Source organism: Evansella clarkii (assembly GCF_002019695.1).
GTDB lineage: Bacteria > Bacillota > Bacilli > Bacillales > Salisediminibacteriaceae > Evansella > Evansella clarkii.
Genome location: NZ_KV917376.1, coordinates 1,522,442 through 1,542,336, shown reverse-complemented (window position 1 = coordinate 1,542,336; position 19,895 = coordinate 1,522,442). Strand labels below are relative to the sequence as shown.

Annotated in this window: 15 protein-coding genes; 5 read left to right on the top strand and 10 right to left on the bottom strand. The window is 42.6% G+C overall.

The features are described from left to right. The first annotated feature begins 87 nt into the window (after window positions 1-87). Window positions 88-591, top strand: a complete 504-nt coding sequence (locus BK582_RS07160; RefSeq protein WP_078593772.1) for an Lrp/AsnC family transcriptional regulator — start codon at window positions 88-90, stop codon at window positions 589-591. A gap of 164 nt (window positions 592-755) precedes the next feature. Here the strand turns inward: BK582_RS07160 and BK582_RS07155 are convergent, their stop codons facing one another. The 6 genes from BK582_RS07155 to BK582_RS07130 all read right to left on the bottom strand — a co-directional run bounded on the left by BK582_RS07155 (window position 756) and on the right by BK582_RS07130 (window position 7,774). After that, window positions 756-1,973, bottom strand: a complete 1,218-nt coding sequence (locus BK582_RS07155; protein WP_078593769.1) for a CynX/NimT family MFS transporter — start codon at window positions 1,971-1,973, stop codon at window positions 756-758. Between the two features lie 513 nt (window positions 1,974-2,486). After that, window positions 2,487-3,911: an amidohydrolase family protein gene (locus BK582_RS07150; protein ID WP_078593766.1), complete on the bottom strand. Its 1,425-nt coding sequence runs from the start codon at window positions 3,909-3,911 to the stop codon at window positions 2,487-2,489. A 32-nt stretch (window positions 3,912-3,943) separates the two neighbouring features. Next, window positions 3,944-5,494 (bottom strand): Na+/H+ antiporter NhaC family protein, encoded by a 1,551-nt coding sequence (locus BK582_RS07145; protein WP_078593763.1) that lies wholly within the window; start codon window positions 5,492-5,494, stop codon window positions 3,944-3,946. Window positions 5,495-5,518: 24 nt separating this feature from the next. Next, complete coding sequence (locus BK582_RS07140; RefSeq protein WP_078593760.1) at window positions 5,519-6,307, bottom strand: FCD domain-containing protein; 789 nt, start codon at window positions 6,305-6,307, stop codon at window positions 5,519-5,521. 85 nt (window positions 6,308-6,392) lie between these two features. After that, entirely contained in the window at window positions 6,393-7,019 is a 627-nt protein-coding gene (locus tag BK582_RS07135; RefSeq protein WP_078593757.1) for a YczE/YyaS/YitT family protein, read from the bottom strand. A 185-nt stretch (window positions 7,020-7,204) separates the two neighbouring features. Then, the gene (locus BK582_RS07130; protein ID WP_244895355.1) at window positions 7,205-7,774 is read right to left on the bottom strand and encodes a hypothetical protein; all 570 of its coding nucleotides are present in this window, start codon (window positions 7,772-7,774) and stop codon (window positions 7,205-7,207) included. Between the two features lie 451 nt (window positions 7,775-8,225). On the opposite strand from BK582_RS07130, the gene BK582_RS07125 reads away from it, so the two are divergent. Further along, window positions 8,226-8,438 carry a superinfection immunity protein gene (locus tag BK582_RS07125; protein ID WP_078593752.1) on the top strand — a complete coding sequence of 71 codons (213 nt, stop codon included), beginning with the start codon at window positions 8,226-8,228 and terminating at the stop codon, window positions 8,436-8,438. A gap of 314 nt (window positions 8,439-8,752) precedes the next feature. Here BK582_RS07125 and shc read toward each other — a convergent pair whose 3' ends face one another. The 3 genes from shc to BK582_RS07110 form a co-directional block, all read right to left on the bottom strand. Beyond that, the gene (shc, locus tag BK582_RS07120; protein WP_078593750.1) at window positions 8,753-10,636 is read right to left on the bottom strand and encodes a squalene--hopene cyclase; all 1,884 of its coding nucleotides are present in this window, start codon (window positions 10,634-10,636) and stop codon (window positions 8,753-8,755) included. Window positions 10,637-11,092: 456 nt separating this feature from the next. Beyond that, window positions 11,093-11,437, bottom strand: a complete 345-nt coding sequence (locus BK582_RS07115; RefSeq protein ID WP_078593747.1) for a YflT domain-containing protein — start codon at window positions 11,435-11,437, stop codon at window positions 11,093-11,095. Window positions 11,438-11,791: 354 nt separating this feature from the next. Then, on the bottom strand, window positions 11,792-13,090 hold the full coding sequence (locus BK582_RS07110) for an acetamidase/formamidase family protein (protein ID WP_078593745.1): 1,299 nt from the start codon (window positions 13,088-13,090) through the stop codon (window positions 11,792-11,794). A gap of 487 nt (window positions 13,091-13,577) precedes the next feature. Here BK582_RS07110 and BK582_RS07105 point away from each other — a divergent pair, with 487 nt between their 5' ends. The 3 genes from BK582_RS07105 to BK582_RS07095 all read left to right on the top strand — a co-directional run bounded on the left by BK582_RS07105 (window position 13,578) and on the right by BK582_RS07095 (window position 17,699). After that, the gene (locus BK582_RS07105) at window positions 13,578-14,162 is read left to right on the top strand and encodes a zinc ribbon domain-containing protein (RefSeq protein WP_078593743.1); all 585 of its coding nucleotides are present in this window, start codon (window positions 13,578-13,580) and stop codon (window positions 14,160-14,162) included. A gap of 87 nt (window positions 14,163-14,249) precedes the next feature. After that, the gene (locus BK582_RS07100) at window positions 14,250-15,788 is read left to right on the top strand and encodes a zinc ribbon domain-containing protein (RefSeq protein WP_078593741.1); all 1,539 of its coding nucleotides are present in this window, start codon (window positions 14,250-14,252) and stop codon (window positions 15,786-15,788) included. Between the two features lie 60 nt (window positions 15,789-15,848). Beyond that, complete coding sequence (locus BK582_RS07095) at window positions 15,849-17,699, top strand: zinc ribbon domain-containing protein (RefSeq protein WP_078593739.1); 1,851 nt, start codon at window positions 15,849-15,851, stop codon at window positions 17,697-17,699. Between the two features lie 680 nt (window positions 17,700-18,379). Here the strand turns inward: BK582_RS07095 and BK582_RS07090 are convergent. Further along, on the bottom strand, window positions 18,380-19,789 hold the full coding sequence (locus BK582_RS07090; protein WP_078593737.1) for an IS110 family RNA-guided transposase: 1,410 nt from the start codon (window positions 19,787-19,789) through the stop codon (window positions 18,380-18,382). Window positions 19,790-19,895 lie beyond the last annotated feature (106 nt).

Genomic DNA, 19,895 nt, shown 5'->3' with positions numbered 1-19,895 from the left:
TAAAGTTAAGTGGGGATATTATTTATTTTCTTCAGTTCAGGTCTAATATAGAAGCTGATTTCAGAATAATTTAAAGGGGCGATATTAGTGAATTCAACCATAGGTAAAACACTCGATAAAGTAGACATTCAAATTCTGGACATTCTGCAAAAACAGGCACATGTGAGTAATGCAGAAATCGCCAGACAAGTAAATTTATCTTCTCCAGCAGTCCACACAAGAATTAAGCGGTTAGAAAGCGAAGGGTATATTAATCAGCAAGTGGCTGTATTAAATCCAGAGAAACTAGGCTTTGATTTACTGTGCTTTGTTTTTATAAGCTCGAACATTCATCATTCGGAGAAACTGGATATTATCGAAGAGGCATTTTACCAAATGCCGGAGGTTTTAGAATGCCACTGCTTGACCGGGGAATATGATTACTTACTTAAAGTTGCAAATAAAGACCGCAGAGACTTACAGGCGTTTATTCGGAAATTAAATAAGCTGGGGATCACAAAAATCCAGACCAGCTTAGGGCTGAGAGAAATCAAGTATTCCAATGTCCTGCCAATTTTAGACGACCAAAAAGAAGAGATGATAGAAAGATAGTCAGAGTATGCGAAATGCATTTCCGCCAGATTCTCTTCAATATCTTTATATAAATAAACGAAGCAGGCGCCCTCCCCTGGACGCCTGCTTATTAATTTGGTAACCCGGTCCCCGTGGAACAATTACCGTGAAACAAGATTATTCGGGTGATGACAGGCACCCCCTCAAACCGTCCGGTCCCTGGCTGCACCTAGTCCTGCAAATAATTTAAGAACGGCTACTCCAATAAAGACGTATATCGCTATCGTGCCTGAAGCAGTTATATCCAGGATTGATCCGATTATTATAGGCCCAACTGCTGCCAGCCCGTACCCCACTGATTGGGCCATCCCTGATAGCTCTGCAGCCTGTTTGCCGTTTGCAGCTCTGATTCCAAGCATTGTTAACGCTAAACTGATCGACGAGCCTTGCGCAAGACCAATTAAAATGGCGCTCAATACAAATAACCATGTAGCCTCAGAAACTAACAGACCTAAAAAACCAATAACATACAACCCAGCAATCATAGTTACTATGCCCTGCTGATTTTTAAGCCGAGTTGCTAAAATTGGGGTGAGAAATGTCATAGGAAGCCCTGCGATCTGCATGATAGACACCACCCATGCGGAAAAAGAAAGGGTTAATCCGCTGTTATGCAAGATAACCGGCAGCCAGGTAATTAATCCGTAAAACAAAAAGGATTGGAGCCCCATAAATAACGTCACCTGCCAGGCAAGAGAGGAGCGCCAAATAGTTGTTCCGGGCACCGGGAGCTTATTTTTCCCAGCAGCATCTGCTGCCTGTTTCCCGGACCGCGCCTCTCTTACTTGTGGAAACCACAGAACAAGACCGATAACCACAAGTACGGACCAAAATAAAAGTGCTCCCTCCCAGCCAAGATTTAATCCCGTTGCCAGCGGAATACTCACCCCAGTGCCAATAGCTGCAAATGCGGACATTGTGGTTGTGTAAGCACCGGTAATCAATCCAATTTTTCCCGGATATTTCGTTTTTACAATACTGGGCAAGAGGACATTAGCTATCGCTATACCAATCCCAACGAATGCAGTTCCTATGAATAAAGCCGCCGCAAAGCCAGTGGAACGTACAATGATACCAAAAAGCAAAGTGAAGAGCCCGGCAAATATCATCATTTCATTTCCGAAACGGTAACCGAGTCTTGGAGCAGCAAGCGAAAAAACTCCAAATGCAAGAAGCGGCAATGTTGTAATAATCCCCGCTACCCCATTTGTAATCCCCATATCTGCTCTTATATCGCTGATCAACGGCCCAACAGCAGTAATTGCCGGCCGGAGATTAACCGCAACGATAAGAATACCTATAATTAACAGCACCTTGTTCGTCTCTATTGATTTTTTATTTGTCAGAGGCTGGATTTCCATTTTACTATTACATCCTTTTCTATATATCTCATTCAGCGTTCTCACTTTACTGTATCAGTAAAATGCGAACTTGCCTAATGGATAATGCCCCCTCAAATGATAATAAGTTTAATGTGTGCATATGATTGTGCGGCTTGTGCCAATGGTATTGTGAGTTGAACGAACCACAGCTGCACCCGTGCGATTGATGGTCAAAGTCGTGCGATCGCCCCTCCGTTCTGTGTATAAAACCGGGAACTGTGCAATCATACACCCGCACCGTGCATACCACCCACCATCTCGTGCAATTGCTCCCTTAACTCGTGCGAACGCCTCCTGAAAACAGAAGAAAAAGGAATTAAATTAACTGTCCCCTCTATCAACCCACTCAAAATAAGAACGGGTACCCCAAATATCTCGGTGTACCCGGTAAATAATTATTTGAAATAATTCCTGAAAGCATCAACAATCCCCATGAAACATACACTGTGAAACAAGATTATTCGGGTGGTGAGAGCCACCATAAATCATCCCTTAAAGCTCTCCGCTCTCCATTCTCTTCATTAGCACGCTGTCCGGATTAATATTCCCTTTAGCTTTTTCGCTAATCTCATCAGCCACCGATTGAGCAATCTGCAAAGTTTCCTGTTCATTAACAGTTAAAAGCTCTTTATCTCTCATAATAAACTGGCCGTCTACCATTACGGATTCTACTTCATTACCTTTTGCGGAATAGACAAGGTTTGGAACTATATTTCTTATAGGTGATTTGATATACGGCATTAAACTTGGTTCCTGTAAATTGATTATAAGCAGGTCTGCTTTTTTCCCTGCCCGCAGGGAGCCTACCTCATGATCAAGACCTACTGCTTTGGCCGCTTCAATCGTAGCTAATCGAAGGGACCAGTGTGCCGGGAACACGGCAGGATCCTTTCTTTTCACTTTGTTAAGGATTGCAACGAATTTCATTTCGTTGAACATGTTGTTGCAGTTGTTACCAGGTGCCTGATCAGAGCCCAGGGCTGCTGCCCCTCCCGCTTCGATAAATTCTAAAATTGGAGGAACAATTCCATCAATAATACCTATACTTCCTGAACAATTTATCATTGCCGCACCGCTCTTTGCGACCGTTTCTGTTTCTTCTTTTGTCGCCTCTGTTAAATGTACAGCAAGAAGCCGTTCATTCAGGAACCCATGCTCCTCTAAAAAGGCAATACTTCTTTTTCCATACCGCTTAATCATCTGGTCTATTTCTCTGTCACCCTGGGCCACGTGCATATGCATTTTTGTATCATATTTCTCTGCAAGACCTTTTATTTCATTTAGTAATTCCAAACTCATCATGTCCGGTCCATGAGGTCCTAGCATACAAGTGATTCTCCCATTTTCCTTTTCATGCCATTCTTCAATTAACTGAATATTATTCTGCAGTTTTCTTTCACCAATTTCAGAATAAAACGGATAAAGGTCCCCAACAGGAACATCACCAATATCATCAGGAATTTCATTGACTAGCTCTGCAACCCTCGCTCTGGCACCCACTTTTACGTAATTCTCAACAATCTTAGTCATGTGAGAATCATAGTCACAGAAGGTAGTAGTTCCTGCTTTAATTCCTTCGATAATATTAATCATTGATCCTTTTACATGTCCATCGGCTGACAGATGTTTCATAAATGGCCAGAGCCCTTCCTGCATCCAGTTATGAATATCCTGAGAAACGCCACGCAGAACACCAATTCCTGTATGGATGTGGGCATCTATAAGCCCAGGCATTATAAGCTTATTTTCTCCATTAATTACCTCATCAGCAGAATAATCTCTTTTAATTTCCTCCGTTGGTCCAACAGCTTCTATTAAATTCCCCTTTACCGCTACAGCGCCATCTTCAATAATACCGACGCCTTTCCCCTCCATGGTCATGACTACAGCATGCTCGATTATAGTGCTTACTTTCATACTATGTTTCCTCCCATATTATAAGCTTCAACTTATGCAGTGAATGTTTTATCTACCTTAGAATCATCAACACGCCGCTTAACATTTTTGTTTAAGAAATATAAGGCACCTACTATAGCAACTGTTGTAGCGACAATCCCAAGCCAAGGCACTGTCAGCCCTCCAACAAGGAACCCCGCAAATGCAGATGCCCCCACAGTTAAAGCGTATGGTAACTGGGTATTTACGTGTTCAATATGGTCACAAGCTGCACCCGTTGACGCAAGGATTGTAGTATCAGATATTGGAGAGCAATGATCTCCGAATAGTCCACCACTAATAACCGCACCAATAATTAACGGAAGAGGGATTCCCAGCATATCTGCCATAGGTATGGCAATTGGCATCATAATCGCAAACACTCCCCATGAGCTTCCTGTTGAGAATGCAATTATCCCTCCAAGCAGGAAGATCAGGGCTGGTACCATTGCAGTCGGGATATAGCTGTCTGCAATCGAAGATAAATATTCTCCTAAGCCCATCTCATTAGCAACACCGCCAATTGACCAGGCTAAAATAAGTATTATTGGAACGATCACCAGGTTTTTAATACCTGTAGTCCACCCATCTACTGCATCTTTAAAATTGTGCAATCCAGTAGAAATGGAAATGGAAACTGCCCCGATGGACCCGACAACAAATCCTGCAGAAATGGCTAAAACGATATTACCTTCAATAAAAGACATTCTGAAACCATTTTCGACAATATTACCTGTCCAGAAAATAACAGCAAAGATAGTCCCGAATAACAGACCCATTGGCACTAAAAAGTTTTTAATGGATAAGTTATATCCTTCTGGCAAGCTGTCATCTTCGTCATCAATCATTAAAGGTTTATCATTTTCCCCTAACAATTTACCTGTCTCTGTAGCTCGTTTTTCTGCATGGTACATTGGCCCAATATCTAAACCAGTACGAATAACAAAAAGAACTGTTAACATGGCAAAAATGCCGTAGAAATTATACGGGATCATAGCAATAAATAAGCTCCATGGGTTATCTGAAAGGCCTATGACTGCTAACTGTGCAGCAATTAACCCAACAATAAAAGGACCGTAGCTGCTGATAGGAGACATTGCAGCTAAAGAAGCTCCCATGGAATCAAGTATATAAGCAAGTTTCACCCTGGAAACCTTCAGGCGATCCGTAATCGGCCGCATAATCGTACCAAGAATGAGTACCGGCTCTGTATATGAAAAAGCAAACGCGCTGGCCCAGGTAGTAGTTTGTGCACGCTTTCTCGTATTAACTTTCCGTGTAACCACCTGAGCAAAAGCCTGGGCAGCACCAGACATTCTTAACACATGGACGAACCCTCCAGCTAATGTAACGAGCAGAAGAAGTCCTGCATTCCAAGGGTCTGCAATCGCCGGAATGATAAAATCAGATATTGTATTTATAAAACCAACTAAAGGGTTCCAATTATAAATAATCGTAGCACCAACCCACACACCGATAAATAACGATAAAAGAGTCTGCTTTGTTTTTAAAGCAAATATAATGGCTACTAACGGTGGGATAATTGCCAATATTCCGAATTCCACACTTAAAGCCCCCTTATAAAATTATTAACTGTTTGCTATTTTACTGGTTACAGAATCTTTAATCTGTTTTTCAATTGCGTTTATGATCGCTTCCATATGCTCATTCATATAAAGCACAGCGGACTCAGGATCCTTATTATTAATAGCATTTGTTATTAGGCGGTGATGCTGTCCGTATTCCTCTCCTTTTTCCCGGGTGATTAAATCAGAAATTTTAGATTCCAGCTTAAGTTCTTCGAAGATAAGTATATTAAGTGATGCAATCAAAAATCGGTTTTGGGAAGCCTCGGCTACCAATTCATGAAATTCACAGGCAACTGGCGTAGGATCATTGTTTACCGTAACTTCTTTTTCATGCAGCTTAATAGAACGGTATAGATTTTTAATTTGTTCATCGGTTGCCCTCAAAGCGGCAAGTCTTGCTGTTTCGTTTTCGATTGTCTTCCTTGCGTAGACTAAATCCAGCAATTCCTTATAGTCACCTGGAATTGAAGCATCCATTAAGTTTTGCTGAAGCTGCATTCTTTCTAAATCATTAGTTATTTTCTGTACATATTTCAGACCCTCAGGAGTTAACACACGGCCCTGATTCTCGACCAGCCTGCTGTATTTTTTTCCATCCAGATCTTTTAGTATCCTTCCAATAGTAGCGGTGCTCACCTCCAGGCCTGATTCCTCCACTTTCATTTTTAATTGCCAGGAACCAACTGGACTTTCTGTCTCCTCCAGACTTCTCAATAACATATATTCTGTAATTTCTCCTTTTGTCGAAAAAGCTTGCTGCAAAAAGACCACAATGTTCTCACTTTTCAATATTCCACCCCCTTTATCAGTACCTCCTCATCGATGAGGAGGTGTTAGTTTTTATAATTATTCGTTATTCTGCCCAGCGATTCCTTTAACTATTTAAAATTTTTGTTTTTTTCAGAAATTTACGCTTTGAAATGGAGGTATAAAAAAGATTGATGAGAGGACCAATAAAAAAAGCGACCAGAACAGTCCCTAGCCCAATGGGACCACCGATTAAAAAGGCAAGGATTAAAGCAGTTAATTCTATTGCAGTTTTACAAAAAGTTAAACTTTTTCCTGTCCTGTACTGTACCGCCAGCATCAGATTATCAATAGGGTTCTTGGCGAAATCTGCTTGCAGATAAAGCGCAACCCCTAAAGCGATCAAGGTAATACCCAGACATAAAATGATCAGCCTGACAATTAATACAGTCAGGAGCATACCAGGAAACACGTACATTAACCAGAAATCAATTAATACTCCTAATATCAGGATAGTTATAAATGCCGTGAAATCCATTCTCCTTCGTAACAACCTGCCGTTTAGGATTATCAGCAAGCTGCCGACTATTAATATCCAGCTGCCAACAGATAAACCAATTGTTCCGGCTAAGCCTACAAACAGTGCATCCCACGGACCAACTCCTAAATTAGAAATTACCATTAAACTTACACCAAACGAAATACAGCTGAGCCCAATTGTGTAGTACAAACTTCTAAAATACCATTCTGTCATTACAACACCTCTTCTTCAGTAGAATGCTTGTTTGTCTGCGTTATTTACCGAAAACATAGTCACCCTGGCCTTATCAGACCCAGCTGGGGTTTCATTTCTCAATGCAGCCACTGCAGCGGCTATTAATTAAAGTTCGGCTTATCCACTATATGACGAAAGAAGCACGGGGACCGCCCCCATGCTCTTCACATCAAATCATAAAACGAATCCTTCCCCAGATGCTGGACATATTCTTGAACAAGTGCCTCCAAATCATTGGATCCATCAAGAAAAATCCAATCATCAACGCTGCCACTATAATTGAATCGTTCCACTTCAAATGCACGCTCTTCTTTATCCACCAGCACAAAACGCAATTCCGTGGCATAATTTTTAGTTTGCTGCAGAAGTTGTTTCGGAATAGAACTATTAAAGTATAAGTCTTCAACCGTATAAATAAAAACAACATTCTTTTTAATATCCAGCTTAAAGTCTTCTATTTCCGAATACTTTTTCATTCCGTCATTAATTACGCTGATTTCTTCCTTATGTATAACAGGCTTTTGCTCTTTCCTCAAAAACACTCTCCCATTAGGATTTTCATAAATCTCATACCCTTCTGGAATCTGGTTTAAATCGGCAGCACCTTTCGCATCTTTTGAAAAATGATACGTTGTCGTTCCTTTCTTTGTTAACTTACTATGCAAAAAATAAGCATCGTTTCTGAAGTTCTTATAAATCACTGGCATTTGCACCTCTCCTTTCACTTTTACCATAATTGAGTACCGGCAGATCCATCATTTTAATTTTTCTCCGGGTTGCTACAATGTATAAGATTTATTCCCTTTTATTCTTCCATTATAGACCATACAAAACTATTTAAAGAAAATGAGATAGTTAATTTAACTATTTTTTTACTAAGTATTACAGCTCTTAAAGCAATCGAAAAAACTGTATATTTCCCACTTTAAAATCAGTTGTATCCCAACATTCCCCAGATACAGAAAGTGCCGATGAAAAATATCTAAATCTTTAGTTTGATTCCAATACTTTATCATGGTAAAATTTGTGTGTATTTACATACTTTAAGACTACTCCAAAAGTTCTATACAGCTAGCCGTAATTTTTTGGCTCTGCTTCTATTTGGGATTTTGATGAGTGCTTAGAGGGAGGTAGTTCATTACTGTAGCAGTATGAAAACAATTTTTTGGAGAGGGGGTGCTGTAAATGGAAGGTCTTATTGGTGGTCTATTTCTTATTATTCTCTTTATTATTGGCATTGGGGTCTATTTTGCGCCTTCAATTGTTGCGTACGTACGAAAGAAAGACAATCTTGCAGCTATTTTAGTTCTTAACATTTTCCTTGGCTGGTCACTTATCGGATGGGTAGTAGCTCTCGTTTGGGCTCTCACAGTAAAAAATGAACAAGTAACACAATAACAAACAAGGCCTCAAGTTTACCTTTTAAATTGGTAGACTTGAGGCTTTTTTGTTTATGCAAAAGTGGGGGTTAAAAGGCAGTTTGGCGGAACAAATAATACGAAGAATTTTAATACCCAGATTAGTAAAGTCCACAAAAAGGAGGAACAAACTACCTGTACCGCCCAGTGCGTGAAACATTCACCGTGAAACAAGAAAATTCGGGCGGTGACAGGCACCACAAGATTTGGTTGGGATTGAGTTTGGAAGTTCTGTGATAGGTGCTTTCATTCTGTTGGAAAACGGTGGCTTTTTTTAGTTTCATGAAATATTTACTATACAAGGCAACCGCGGACGTATATATGCTTGTATTTCCCAAGCACGATCAGTGTCCAGGCGTCATTCATCATTTCATAGAAAAAGTAAATGCTTCCTGGAATTCCGCCGCCCATAGGGTAATTCACCCGCCAGTCCTCTTTCTTAAATGACTGTGTGAGAAATTCAATTCCCCGTCTGACAGACTCTGTCTCTTGCCCATAGTACTCCAGCAGCATTTCTACAGCCCAGGCTGTCTGGATTGGTGTACTAGCGCCTAACGGAATATATTTTTTGTGTATATCCGAACTGCAGGATTCCCCCCAGCCACCATCGGGATTCTGTTTACTCTCCAACCAGGCAACCCCAGACCGAATGGCCGGATGATTACGCTTTACCCCGGCGGCAAGCAGCCCGATGATAGCGGCACTTGTCCCATGGATATAAGAGATTCCCCAGCGCCCGAACCAGGACCCGTCTGCCTCCTGCTGCTTCAGAAGCCAGTTTACCCCTTTTTGAACCACATTGCTTTCCCCTGAAAAATCTGTTTCTTCGCATAAAAAACTGAGCACCCTGCCAGTGAGATCAGGAGTGGATAGATCAATAACATAGCTTTCCGCCGCTTCCACAGGCAACTTCGCCAACAGCTTCTTATTTGTTTTTCTTTCAAAGGCCGGCCATCCCCCATCAGGGTTTTGCATTTTTAACACCCAGTCAAGGCCTCGCTTCCAGGACTGGCTGATATCTTTTGGATCAGCCTTCTTTATCGCCCGCAGTGCTGCGACGGCAGTATCCACATCTGGATATATTGTGTTTATATCGGAGAATCCCCATCCGCCTGGTGCTGCTTTCGGGCTTTTCATTTTCCAGTCCCCGAATTTCGTATGCTGCCGTGACAGCAAATAGCTGGCGGCCCTTTGCACTGACTGGCTATCATGATCCATTCCTGCCTGCTGTACCGCATAACTTATTATCGCTGTGTCCCATACAGTGGAGGTAGTCAGCTGAATATGCGATCCTTCTCTCATTTTCCAGGCGAAAGACTTCAGACCATCGACAGCATGTTTGACCACCTTAGATTCCTTTGACCAGCCAAGGGCAATCAGTGCGAATACCATCATAATAGTGGAAGTTCCATAGCTCAGCAGTGTCCCGTCTTCCTCAATTCTGTCCAGCATATACTTTTCAGCTCGTTTTTCGGACTTCTTAGTTAAATACGTGGGAAGAACAGGGACGAGTTTGGAACCTGATCTCAGAGCTGCCGTCATAAAGTTGAAAGCCGCCAGTTTACTGGAATTATCTTTTCCTTTTATATAGAGCTCCCTAATATCAGGAGTTCTTTCATGAATAACGGTGAATTTCCGGCTGGATAAAACCATAAGAGGAACGAAATGGACTCTGGAATGGCCGGCAATATCGAATAAATTTACCGGAAACCAGTTTGGAAGAAGGATAAATTCCGGCGGAAGAGCGACTGTTTTTTTCCACGGAACCTGCCCTGTTATCGCCAGAAAAAACTGCGTCAAGAACGATTTGACTCTTCCCAATCCACCCCTGGATAAAATAAAGTCCCTTGCTTTTCTCATATGCTTATCGCTTTTACGGCTGTTTCCGGCATAAAGCAGCGCAAAATAGGCCTCCGCAGTCGCCTCCAGGTTCCCATCTTCATCCTGGTATAGTTTCCATGCCCCGTTTTCTGCCTGCTTGCTCCGGATTCTCCGGCACAGTTCATCCACCAGCCAGTCTTCCCCGAGCTTTAATGATTTCAAAAATATAATCATATACGCGTCCATCGAAGCACCCGTGCCCAAATAATAGCGCCATGCGCCATCCTCACCTTGTCTGTTTTGAAAACCACGGACCAGTTGCTCCATCTTTAAATCCACTTTCTCAGTCAGCTCCATATTCCCTCCCCTTTACAACAAGCTCGACACACAGCAGCCGATTTAACCCGTTGTATAGCCTATGAATTTAAAAAGAAAGTGTTAAATGGGAAGAGGAAGGAGGAGTCCGAGACGTCAGGATTTTGGATGGGATATAATAGAGTATCAGTATATGTGCACATGAGTAGTGAGTTTTAGCAATGAACCAACAGGACGGTTCTTCAGCTTCTCAAAAAGAAAGCATGCGAACCGTCCCCGTGTTCCCTGAAAAATAAGAATTAACTTCGAAAATAAAATTATATATATGTAAAAGAAGGTATATCTCTTTATGCAGATATACCTTCTACTAATTTAGTAACTATTTTCGATTTAATTGTTAAAATGTGTTTTGTTTACCTGAGCGATGTACTGCCACATGAGCTCCAGACCAGGTCTTTGGTACATTTAAAGCTCAGCTGGCAGCGTTCTAATGGGCTATTAAAACTCTACTTTATCCTGATTTGTGACAACAAGAAGCGTCTTTCCTTTATCAAGTTCTTCTTCTAACTCTCCCGCTTTATCTGAGTCAAATCCGATTTCCATCATTTTGGAACGAAGCTTGTCTCCTTTGCTGCGGAAGACATTTTTCACTGCGGTTCCAACACCGGTTTCACTTACTCCAATCTTATTGGCATCTGTTTCTTTCCGAGTCCTTCTTTCATGGTCATTATCATGAGAGAGAACATAAATGTCATCATCACGGACACCATCTTTTCTAAGCTTGCTAATTGATTCGCTTAACGTTTCATCATTATGAAATACCTTAAATTTTGGACTGCTCATGATCTTTTCCTCCTTTAAAGGTAAAAAGCTTCGTAGTATTAGTCATTTGATGGGAATGCATGGTTATAAACATGCTAATGTACGTTTACCCTTAAAAAACCAGAGTAAATCTTAAAATCTGTTTTTTTAGTAAAGAGGGAGTTTATTCTCATAACCTGGCAATTACTCTATTTTTCCGATAATAAAAAAGGCACAGCGTCAGCTGCACCTTATCTTTATATTTGCACTCTGGCAAATTTCCGTTTGCCGGCCTGGACGATTAAGCCATCTGACTCAGACACTTGTAATTTCGTGTCTTCAACCCGGTCTCCCTTTTATTTTACCTTATGGTTCCTCTCCCTCTGAACCACTACTCTATCCCCCATACTGCTCCGCAACATACTTTTCAAGCTTTAGTTTCTTTATACGTTCTACTGGCACAAGGAAGGTTACCGTCACGACACCTGGGTGGCGGCCAATTTCTATTGATCCGGTTATCGTTGCCCGGTTCATCACTTCCGGCACAGTCATTTCAAGTAATTTAGCTGCTCTTTCCATCCCATTATCAGTAGCAGCATTTAAGTTTTCACCCGTACCTATAAAAGAAAGCGGCAGTGACTCTTCTAATTGCTTCTCCATTCCCCACTCTGCAGCAAGCTGTTCCGCCTGCCTTCTCTCAGAAGCAGTGATCGGTTTTGCTAAGTATGGCAAATCTTCCTCCACCGGCAGCAGAATTGGCCCGTCAATCGTTAGACCCTTCAAAACCTCCACCTTCAGTGTTACAATGCCGGAAACATCCGTCGTATGGCCGGCAATTTCCCCATCCCCTTGCATGGCATGCATATCACCTAAGTAAATACCGCCCCCTGGAACCTTCACTGGGCAAATAATAACCGCACCTTCACGAACCCGGTTAATATCCATATGCCCGTCCGTCCGGTCTTCCAGCTCCTCCTTCGTTAATGTGTAATCATGGGGAGCACCAACTAGAAACGAACCGAAGTCCCCGGCATTATGGGAATCAGGCATAGGCCTTGAAGGTGTCGTTCCCAGCTGACCAAGGAATGGACGAAGTCTCGCGACAGCTCCGACAATATCATGGGGAGCGAACGTCACAATCGGATTTTGGACGGAATTTTCCGGTGTTGACATATAGTGTTTCCCATCATGGGCGATTTTCTCAGCACCCTGCTGGTTTAATGTAATCCCAACCTGCTTGCCATCATTGAATGTCATCGTATAGGCATTTGTAAATCTGAAAGGAGTAATATCCTCGCCACACTCCACACATCTGATAGCTTCCTGGCCGATCCCTTCTATTCTCGTATCCGGGTTCACCGTTCCGCAGTTAGGGCATTTCGGCGCAACGAATGGATCTCCATTAAATCGTCCTTCTACCGGCTGATCATGACCAGAAGCAGTAGCGATGGAAGTAACACGGATCGACTCGATTTTCACTGCTATCGCATCACCGACTTCAGCACCTTCCACATACACAGGCTTTGTAACCTCATGTCCGCCTCGAAGACATGGAGTGATCATCGGCCCCCAGCAGCCTGGCGTAGTGTTAGCAACAATATGTCCCCCGTCTTTCACTGGCCCCAGCATTTTATCTTCAGGATCCAGCACACCGTTGATAAACTCATTAACCAAAATCGTCTCTTTCCCTTTCATCTTCCCCGCCTCCCTCATTTTTTTGTTAACGCTTACAATTCGAATATACACCAAACTAATTACCTATGAAAAATAAAATGACTTGCCTGTCAGGTGATATTTTCGGCGGGTAAAATATAAATTTTGCTTTCGGAAAAAACAGGAGATTCCTCTCCATCATCCCGAGAGAGTGAACTTAATAATTTTGTAGTGTTAAACAGGTGCAAATATACTGAATTCCCGCATTAAATAGATTGTCGAGCACCTATCCGCGCCCTCCAAGAGGGGCACTTTACCTGTCCCTCTGTCCCGTGAAACATTTGCTGTGAAACAAGATTTTTCGGGTGGTGACAGGCACCCCTGCAGGCACCCCTGCAATCGGGTAGTGACAGGCACCACCCAAATATTATATAATTCCATTTATATAGTTCTTTTTGCTTATGGACACTTTCTTTAGCAGCGTCGATATAATGCAAAAGAACCAAATGCGAGTTGGGATTTCAGAAAAGTGAGAAAAGGATTCGAGACAAAAGTTGCAGGAAAACTGCAGATTGCTCTATCAATTAAACAAACAGAAAGGAAGGATCACATTATGTCAAACGACTTACAATCCAAAATCGGCGAAGGTCTGTCAAAATTTCAGGGAGGTATTGAACAAGGTAAGCAAAAGCTGCATACCACAAAGGAAATCAACCGTCTGAAAAAAATAGTTCAGGAGAGCGCTCTGAAAAAGTCTGAGGCTTTAATAGAGCTTGGCCAGCTTACATACCAGAAGTTACGTACAGGTGAAATAACAGATTCAGAGTTTTCTAAAACAGCAGAGGGCCTCACAGAGCTGGACAAAGAGATGTATTCAGCAAATCAAAACATAGCAGCACTAAGCCAGAGTGGCACGGAAGGTCAGGTAATCTGTACTTCCTGCAGTGCAGCAAACGGCCCCGACGATAAGTTTTGTGGCGGATGCGGCAGTAAGCTGGAGAAAGAATCTAACCAGGAATCAGCAGCTGGATCATGTACTGCTTGTGAAACCACCTACCCCGCCACAGCTAACTTCTGCCCATGCTGCGGTAAGAAAGTCCCTGTTGCCGTATAAGCCAGGAAAGCTTTTCAACCGGCTATAAACCTAGCCCTTTAAAAACTACCTAACTAAAACCCTACATAATTAAGGAAGGTGAATATTTTGCATTGTACACATTGCGGAACAAAAAATGAACAAGGTGCGCTCTACTGTGTTAATGACGGCATGCCATTAACTTCTTCTTACGGGGCCCAGGTTACACGGAGAGAAAGCAAGTTCTGCCGGAACTGCAGCGAACAGAATTCAACAGAAGCTGTTTATTGTACCGGCTGCGGACACTCCCTCGAAAAAATAAGCACTGCCCATAAAGAATCAGGGCTTCACCAGACGGCGGCAGCATCAGATAACAGCCATGGCTCCACACACTCCCAGGAAGGGGCTCCAGCAAGTTTTCAGGATATTTTCCAGAAAGATAATCTGCTCCATGCAGCTAAATGGAGCGGGATGGCAGTTGCCGCGTTATTCATTCTTACATTCATCATCAGCTCCGCCTTTAACCGCTTTATCCAGGGATTAATTATGGACGAGATTTCCAATGAAATTGGAATGTCGCTTTCTCCGGACATCCTGCAGAACCTGAAGCTCATTACTGCAAGTGACGTGCTGCTTCTCGGGCATATGTCAGGGGTAAGCTACGGCGGTGATATTGCGTTTGCAAGCTTTTATGCCACAACATCGAGTGGACTTTTCCTATTCCTTATAATTCCTGCAATTGTTCTTATCCTGGCCGGTTACCTGATGAACAGAAACCAGCAGGGATCGGCAATGCTGCCACGCCTTTATAAAAATATTTCTTTTGCACTCATTTATGCTGTAATGATCGCATTCATCAGCCTGTTCGGTGGTGCTTCCGTCAATGTTCCGGATCCTTCAGGCTTCATTGGCAATATTACGATTTCTGCAAGCTACGGATTTTTCTCTACTCTTATAAATGCATTAATCATCAGCCTGATTTTCACCACTGCAGGGGCTGTACTCTCCGTTCCGAGATCAGCGAGCCCAGGGAGAAACACGAACTACGGTGTATCTTTATCCCGTGCAGCAGCCAACACAGCGGCCGGGCTGGCAATCATGTTTTTTGCAGCGTTCATTTTCATTTCTGCACATGATGAAATCAAGCCTTCTAATACAGGGGAGCGGACGATGGCGGTCTCACAAATTGGCGGCTATTTCTGGTCACTGTCCCAGCTGTCTTCCATCAGCTTTGATGCACAGATGGACTATGAGCAGGTGAGTGCAGGCTATTCCGTGCTTGGAGGAGCCAAGACAACACCTTATGACCCTTACTTTGAAGAAGACATAAAGGAATTTTTCGGCGGCTTTCTATGGCTGCTAATCCTGATCCCTCTGGCCATCCATTTCTGGACGGGAGGGGTGCTCTTGAAAGCAGGGACAGGAAACCTGCTCTATGAAATCGGCGCCTACGCCATTTCCTTTGGCATTGTGAACGCGGCAATAGTATCCATCTCCCGCTTCTCGATTACTACCAACCTAAGTGATAGCTTTACGATGTCTCTCGGCTTCTCTACTTTTGCTGTACTCTTGTTCAGCTCGGTCCTTGCCTTTATCGGAACATATGCCGGCGCTTTGTTTTTCACAAGCCGTGCAAACAGCAATACTGCTTCACAGCAGGCAGCATAAGCAGACCTGCATCTTCCTGCGAAAAATACAATCTTAATTAACAATAAAGGAGATCATCCAATGAATTTTTGTACAAAATGCGGCGCAAAGCATGAAACTTCATCTGGTTTTTGTACGGAATGCGGTTCTGAAATGAAAGTGTCCGGTACACCGGACACTCCCGGGCCAAAGCCATCCCTGCCTTCTTTTTCGAAAAAAACAATGGTCATCGGCGGAAGCGTGATTGCTGCCGCTTCCTTATTCTTCGGTTTGTATAAAGCAGGTGAAGCCTATACAGATCCGGAAAAACGTCTGGACCAATTCACGGAAGCAGTGAGCGAAGGCGATGCAGAAGCACTTATGAGCTACCTTAGCTATACTGGCGAAGCAGAAGAATTCACAGAGGAATCTGCAGAAGCTATTTTATCCTATTTCAAAGACTACCCTTATCTTAAAGACGATATGTTACACGCTTTCCGTGAGCAGGCCCGTTCCTTCAAAGGGAATGTCAGCCTTGCAGCCGAAGAGCCGGTTCACGATGAATACTGGGAAATTCCGCTCATTACCTTTGAGAAAACGGGGAAAAAATTCTTCCTCTATGACAACTATGAGTTTACCGTCCATCCCCAGGAGCTGTATGTATACACTAATTACCACGACGTGCAGTTTTTCGTGAACGGAAACGAAACAGAACCGCAATCTGCACATGAGGACACGCTCACACTCGGCACCTTCCCTCCAGGCGTCCATAATGTGAAGGCAGTACTGGACAGCGAGTTCATGGATCTGGAAGTAGAAACAGATGTTGAATTATTTTACGAAAACTATGCCGACCTCTGGTTCAATATCAGCTATACAGAAATCGACTCCTCTATTTCCGGAGCAGACATATTCATAAATGGAGAAAATACAGGTGCTTCCGTTCCTGCAGAAGGAGAATATTTCGGACCCCTTCTTCTGGACGGATCATTAACTATGCACCTTGAAAAAGAAACGCCGTTCGGCACGATTGAGAGCCGGCCCCGGGCTGTGGACTCTGAATATTTGTCATTCAGCTTTACACTGAGTGATGAAGACGCTGAGGCTGTTTTTGAATCAGTCAACGAATTCCTCCATAACTGGAAAGAAGCAAAGATCTCACGGAGCATGTCTACTGTCCAGAATGCGGGTCCTTCGCTCAGGGAACAGCTTACAAGGACGATCAATTCCATGAACAGGAATAATCAACTTTATATAGGAAGCCTTTTAAGCACCAGTTTCGACCTGGACTCCCTGGTTGTATATGAACAGGATGGCAAATGGCAGACATATGTTACAACCGCGGAAAACTGGAAAGAAGCTGATTATTACAGCGGCTATACCCCAAATATATATGATGAACTGTATAACATAACTTATGACCTGATTTATGACGAAGATGCAGAGATGTGGCTCATCAGCAGCATGGAATCTTCCTGGAACTCTATCGGCGACAATGTGAAAGAATATACCTTTGATGCGGATGACCTTGATAAAGAAGTGCATGAAACTATGATGACAGCGGTCGAAGAAGATCTCAGCCAGTTCTCTTCCCTGATGCAGTCATTTGTTTCAAGTAATGTGGCTGCGATCAATTCACGGGATTTTTCCTTCGTGGAAGATTTCATTGATCCTGCGGCTTCCGATTACCAGAAAGAAGTAGCAGATTATATTGACTATCTTGATTCGAGGGATATCTTTGAAGACTTCCTTTCCGCAGCAGCAACAGCTGTCGAGCGTGTGGATGACGATCTCTTCAAAGTAGAAACAGAAGAGGAATATATCATTTATTACGAAGACGGCAGCGCAAAACGAAAAGCCTTCGATTCCGTCTATCATGTGAGAATGACAGACGAAGGATTAAGAGTGGCAGAGCTGCTCGAAACTAACGAGACCTCCAGTGAGGACTATTAAAACCAATTAGGAAGAGGGTGTCCCAAAAGCCAGACTTTTGGCGGCACCCTCTTTCTTCGGGATAGAGGCGGGACAAAGGGGCCGGCAGACTGTCTCATATCTCCCCGTGCCGATGCCGAAAAATTAAAGAGGATATCCAAAAGATTAGCTATGGAAATGAACAAAAAACGCCTGGATTTTATTATCCAGGCGTTTTGTTTGTTTTAAAGCGAATGCGCTTCTTTACGGATCCTCACGTGCTGTGATTATAGACGGATCGGATCCTCATCCCGCGTTTTCCCGAAGCTCAAGCACCCGAAAGCCCCGTGAAACATTTTCCGTGAAACAAGATTTTTCGGGTGGTGACAGCGTACTATGTCAATTAGTTTTTTCTTGTTTTTGCGTAATCCAAATAACCTTACGTAAAAATATACAAAAAATACCATTAAGCAACTGACAGAAAGCTTTATAGATGAGTCTCACTCTTCTCGGACTTGAATAGAACACTACCTCGTTTCAATACTACAGGGATACAGCCTGGTTAGTTCAGGTTTCGTTGTCATAACGTACAATTCGCATTTGTAGGACGAGGTAAATCATGCTGTCACTCGAGGTCTATGCCTCCGGCACCGAGTCGATTTTCCCTCAGCCCCAGAGGAGGAGACTCATATTTTATTAGTAAGAATCAAATTATCATAATTTTATGCTGCACTAATCAATTGATAAAAATCCTTCATTTTTGTATGGCGTAACTTCTCTTTCATCATCTTTAAATACTCATACGACTCATCTTTTGTTTCATAGACTATACGATTCTTAAGCATGGAAAAAGCAATACGAATGAACTTATTTCCTAAAGCTATATAGGCTTTCCTCTGATGTTTGCCACGATCTCGAAGTTTATTGTAATAGGAACGCAGATCCTTATTGTGTTGAGCTAAAGACTTGCCGATTGTATAAACAATAAACCGAAGGTTCTTATTTCCCTGTTTCGAAATTTTTCCGTGAAACCCTTGCAGACCACCTGATTGGATGACAATAGGGTTGGTTCCTGCTTTCTTTATAATTTGCCCAGCGTGCTCAAAGTTTGATAGGTCGCCAACTTCACTATAAAACTCTGCAGCTGTAATTACTCCGATTCCTGGAATGCTAAGCAGAAGCCTTCCGTCTGTCTCCAATAATACTTTCTCAATCTCTTTTTCTAAAACCTTTATATTTTCATTGAGGTACTCTATGTTCTGTAGAGCCATTTTAAGTAATAATAACTCTGGACGTACGGTTTCTTTTGGCTTACATAGGCTCTCTCTGGCCACATATAAAAGATTCCTAATGGTTGAGTCTCTCAATTTCAAATTGTGCTTAACAGAAAGGGCTCGAATACCCTCTTCATCCATAGAGAGTATGTCTTCCGGATGAGGGAAGTGCTTCATGAAAAACAGGGAGGATTTCCCCCAGAAGTCGCTGAATAACTCCACTTTAGTCGGGGTGTTTCCATTTACTAAAACATGACCTTGGAATTCGCGCCATATCTTATCCATCAGCGTTCGTATCTCTACTTTTACCCTCGATCTCTTACGAACTTCATTCCTGCGAGCTCTTGTCAATGTCAATAATTCCTGGTACTTTCCTTGCGGAAGTTTATTTTCTGTCCCCTTATTTTGAATAATGACTTGCGCTATGGCATCCAGATCAAGGTCATCTGTTTTACTCCAATTTAGTGCTCCGGCCCTTTCTTCATAGGTTGTAGCTGCGTTAATAATGGTAACCACATATTTTAAGGCTTCTAATTCCCTTACTATATCCTCGTAGTAATGGCCAGTTGCTTCAATACCAACGAAAATACGCTTTGCCTCTACTTTGGCCTTGATCTTCTGTAGCTTTTCATGAAGGCTACTTATCCCTTTTTTATTGACTCCGAAAAACATAGGTTCTAATAAGACATCTCCAAAGTAATTACAGACCATTACTTTCTGATAAAACTTCGCTGCATCAATCGAAACGATCAATACCTTCTCCAGGTCAATCCCTCTTAATTCAGCTCGGAATTGACTTCCTTTCTTTCCTCTAATATGATTAGAAGTGGATTTAGATTTTTTATACTTTCGCCCCATGTGACTTCACTCTTTCTTTGTATAGGATGAGGCTTTCTTGTCAGGTAGCCTTATCTTACTACACATAGTCGCTGGGGTCTTTTTTTATCCTCTTTTAACCTCCATT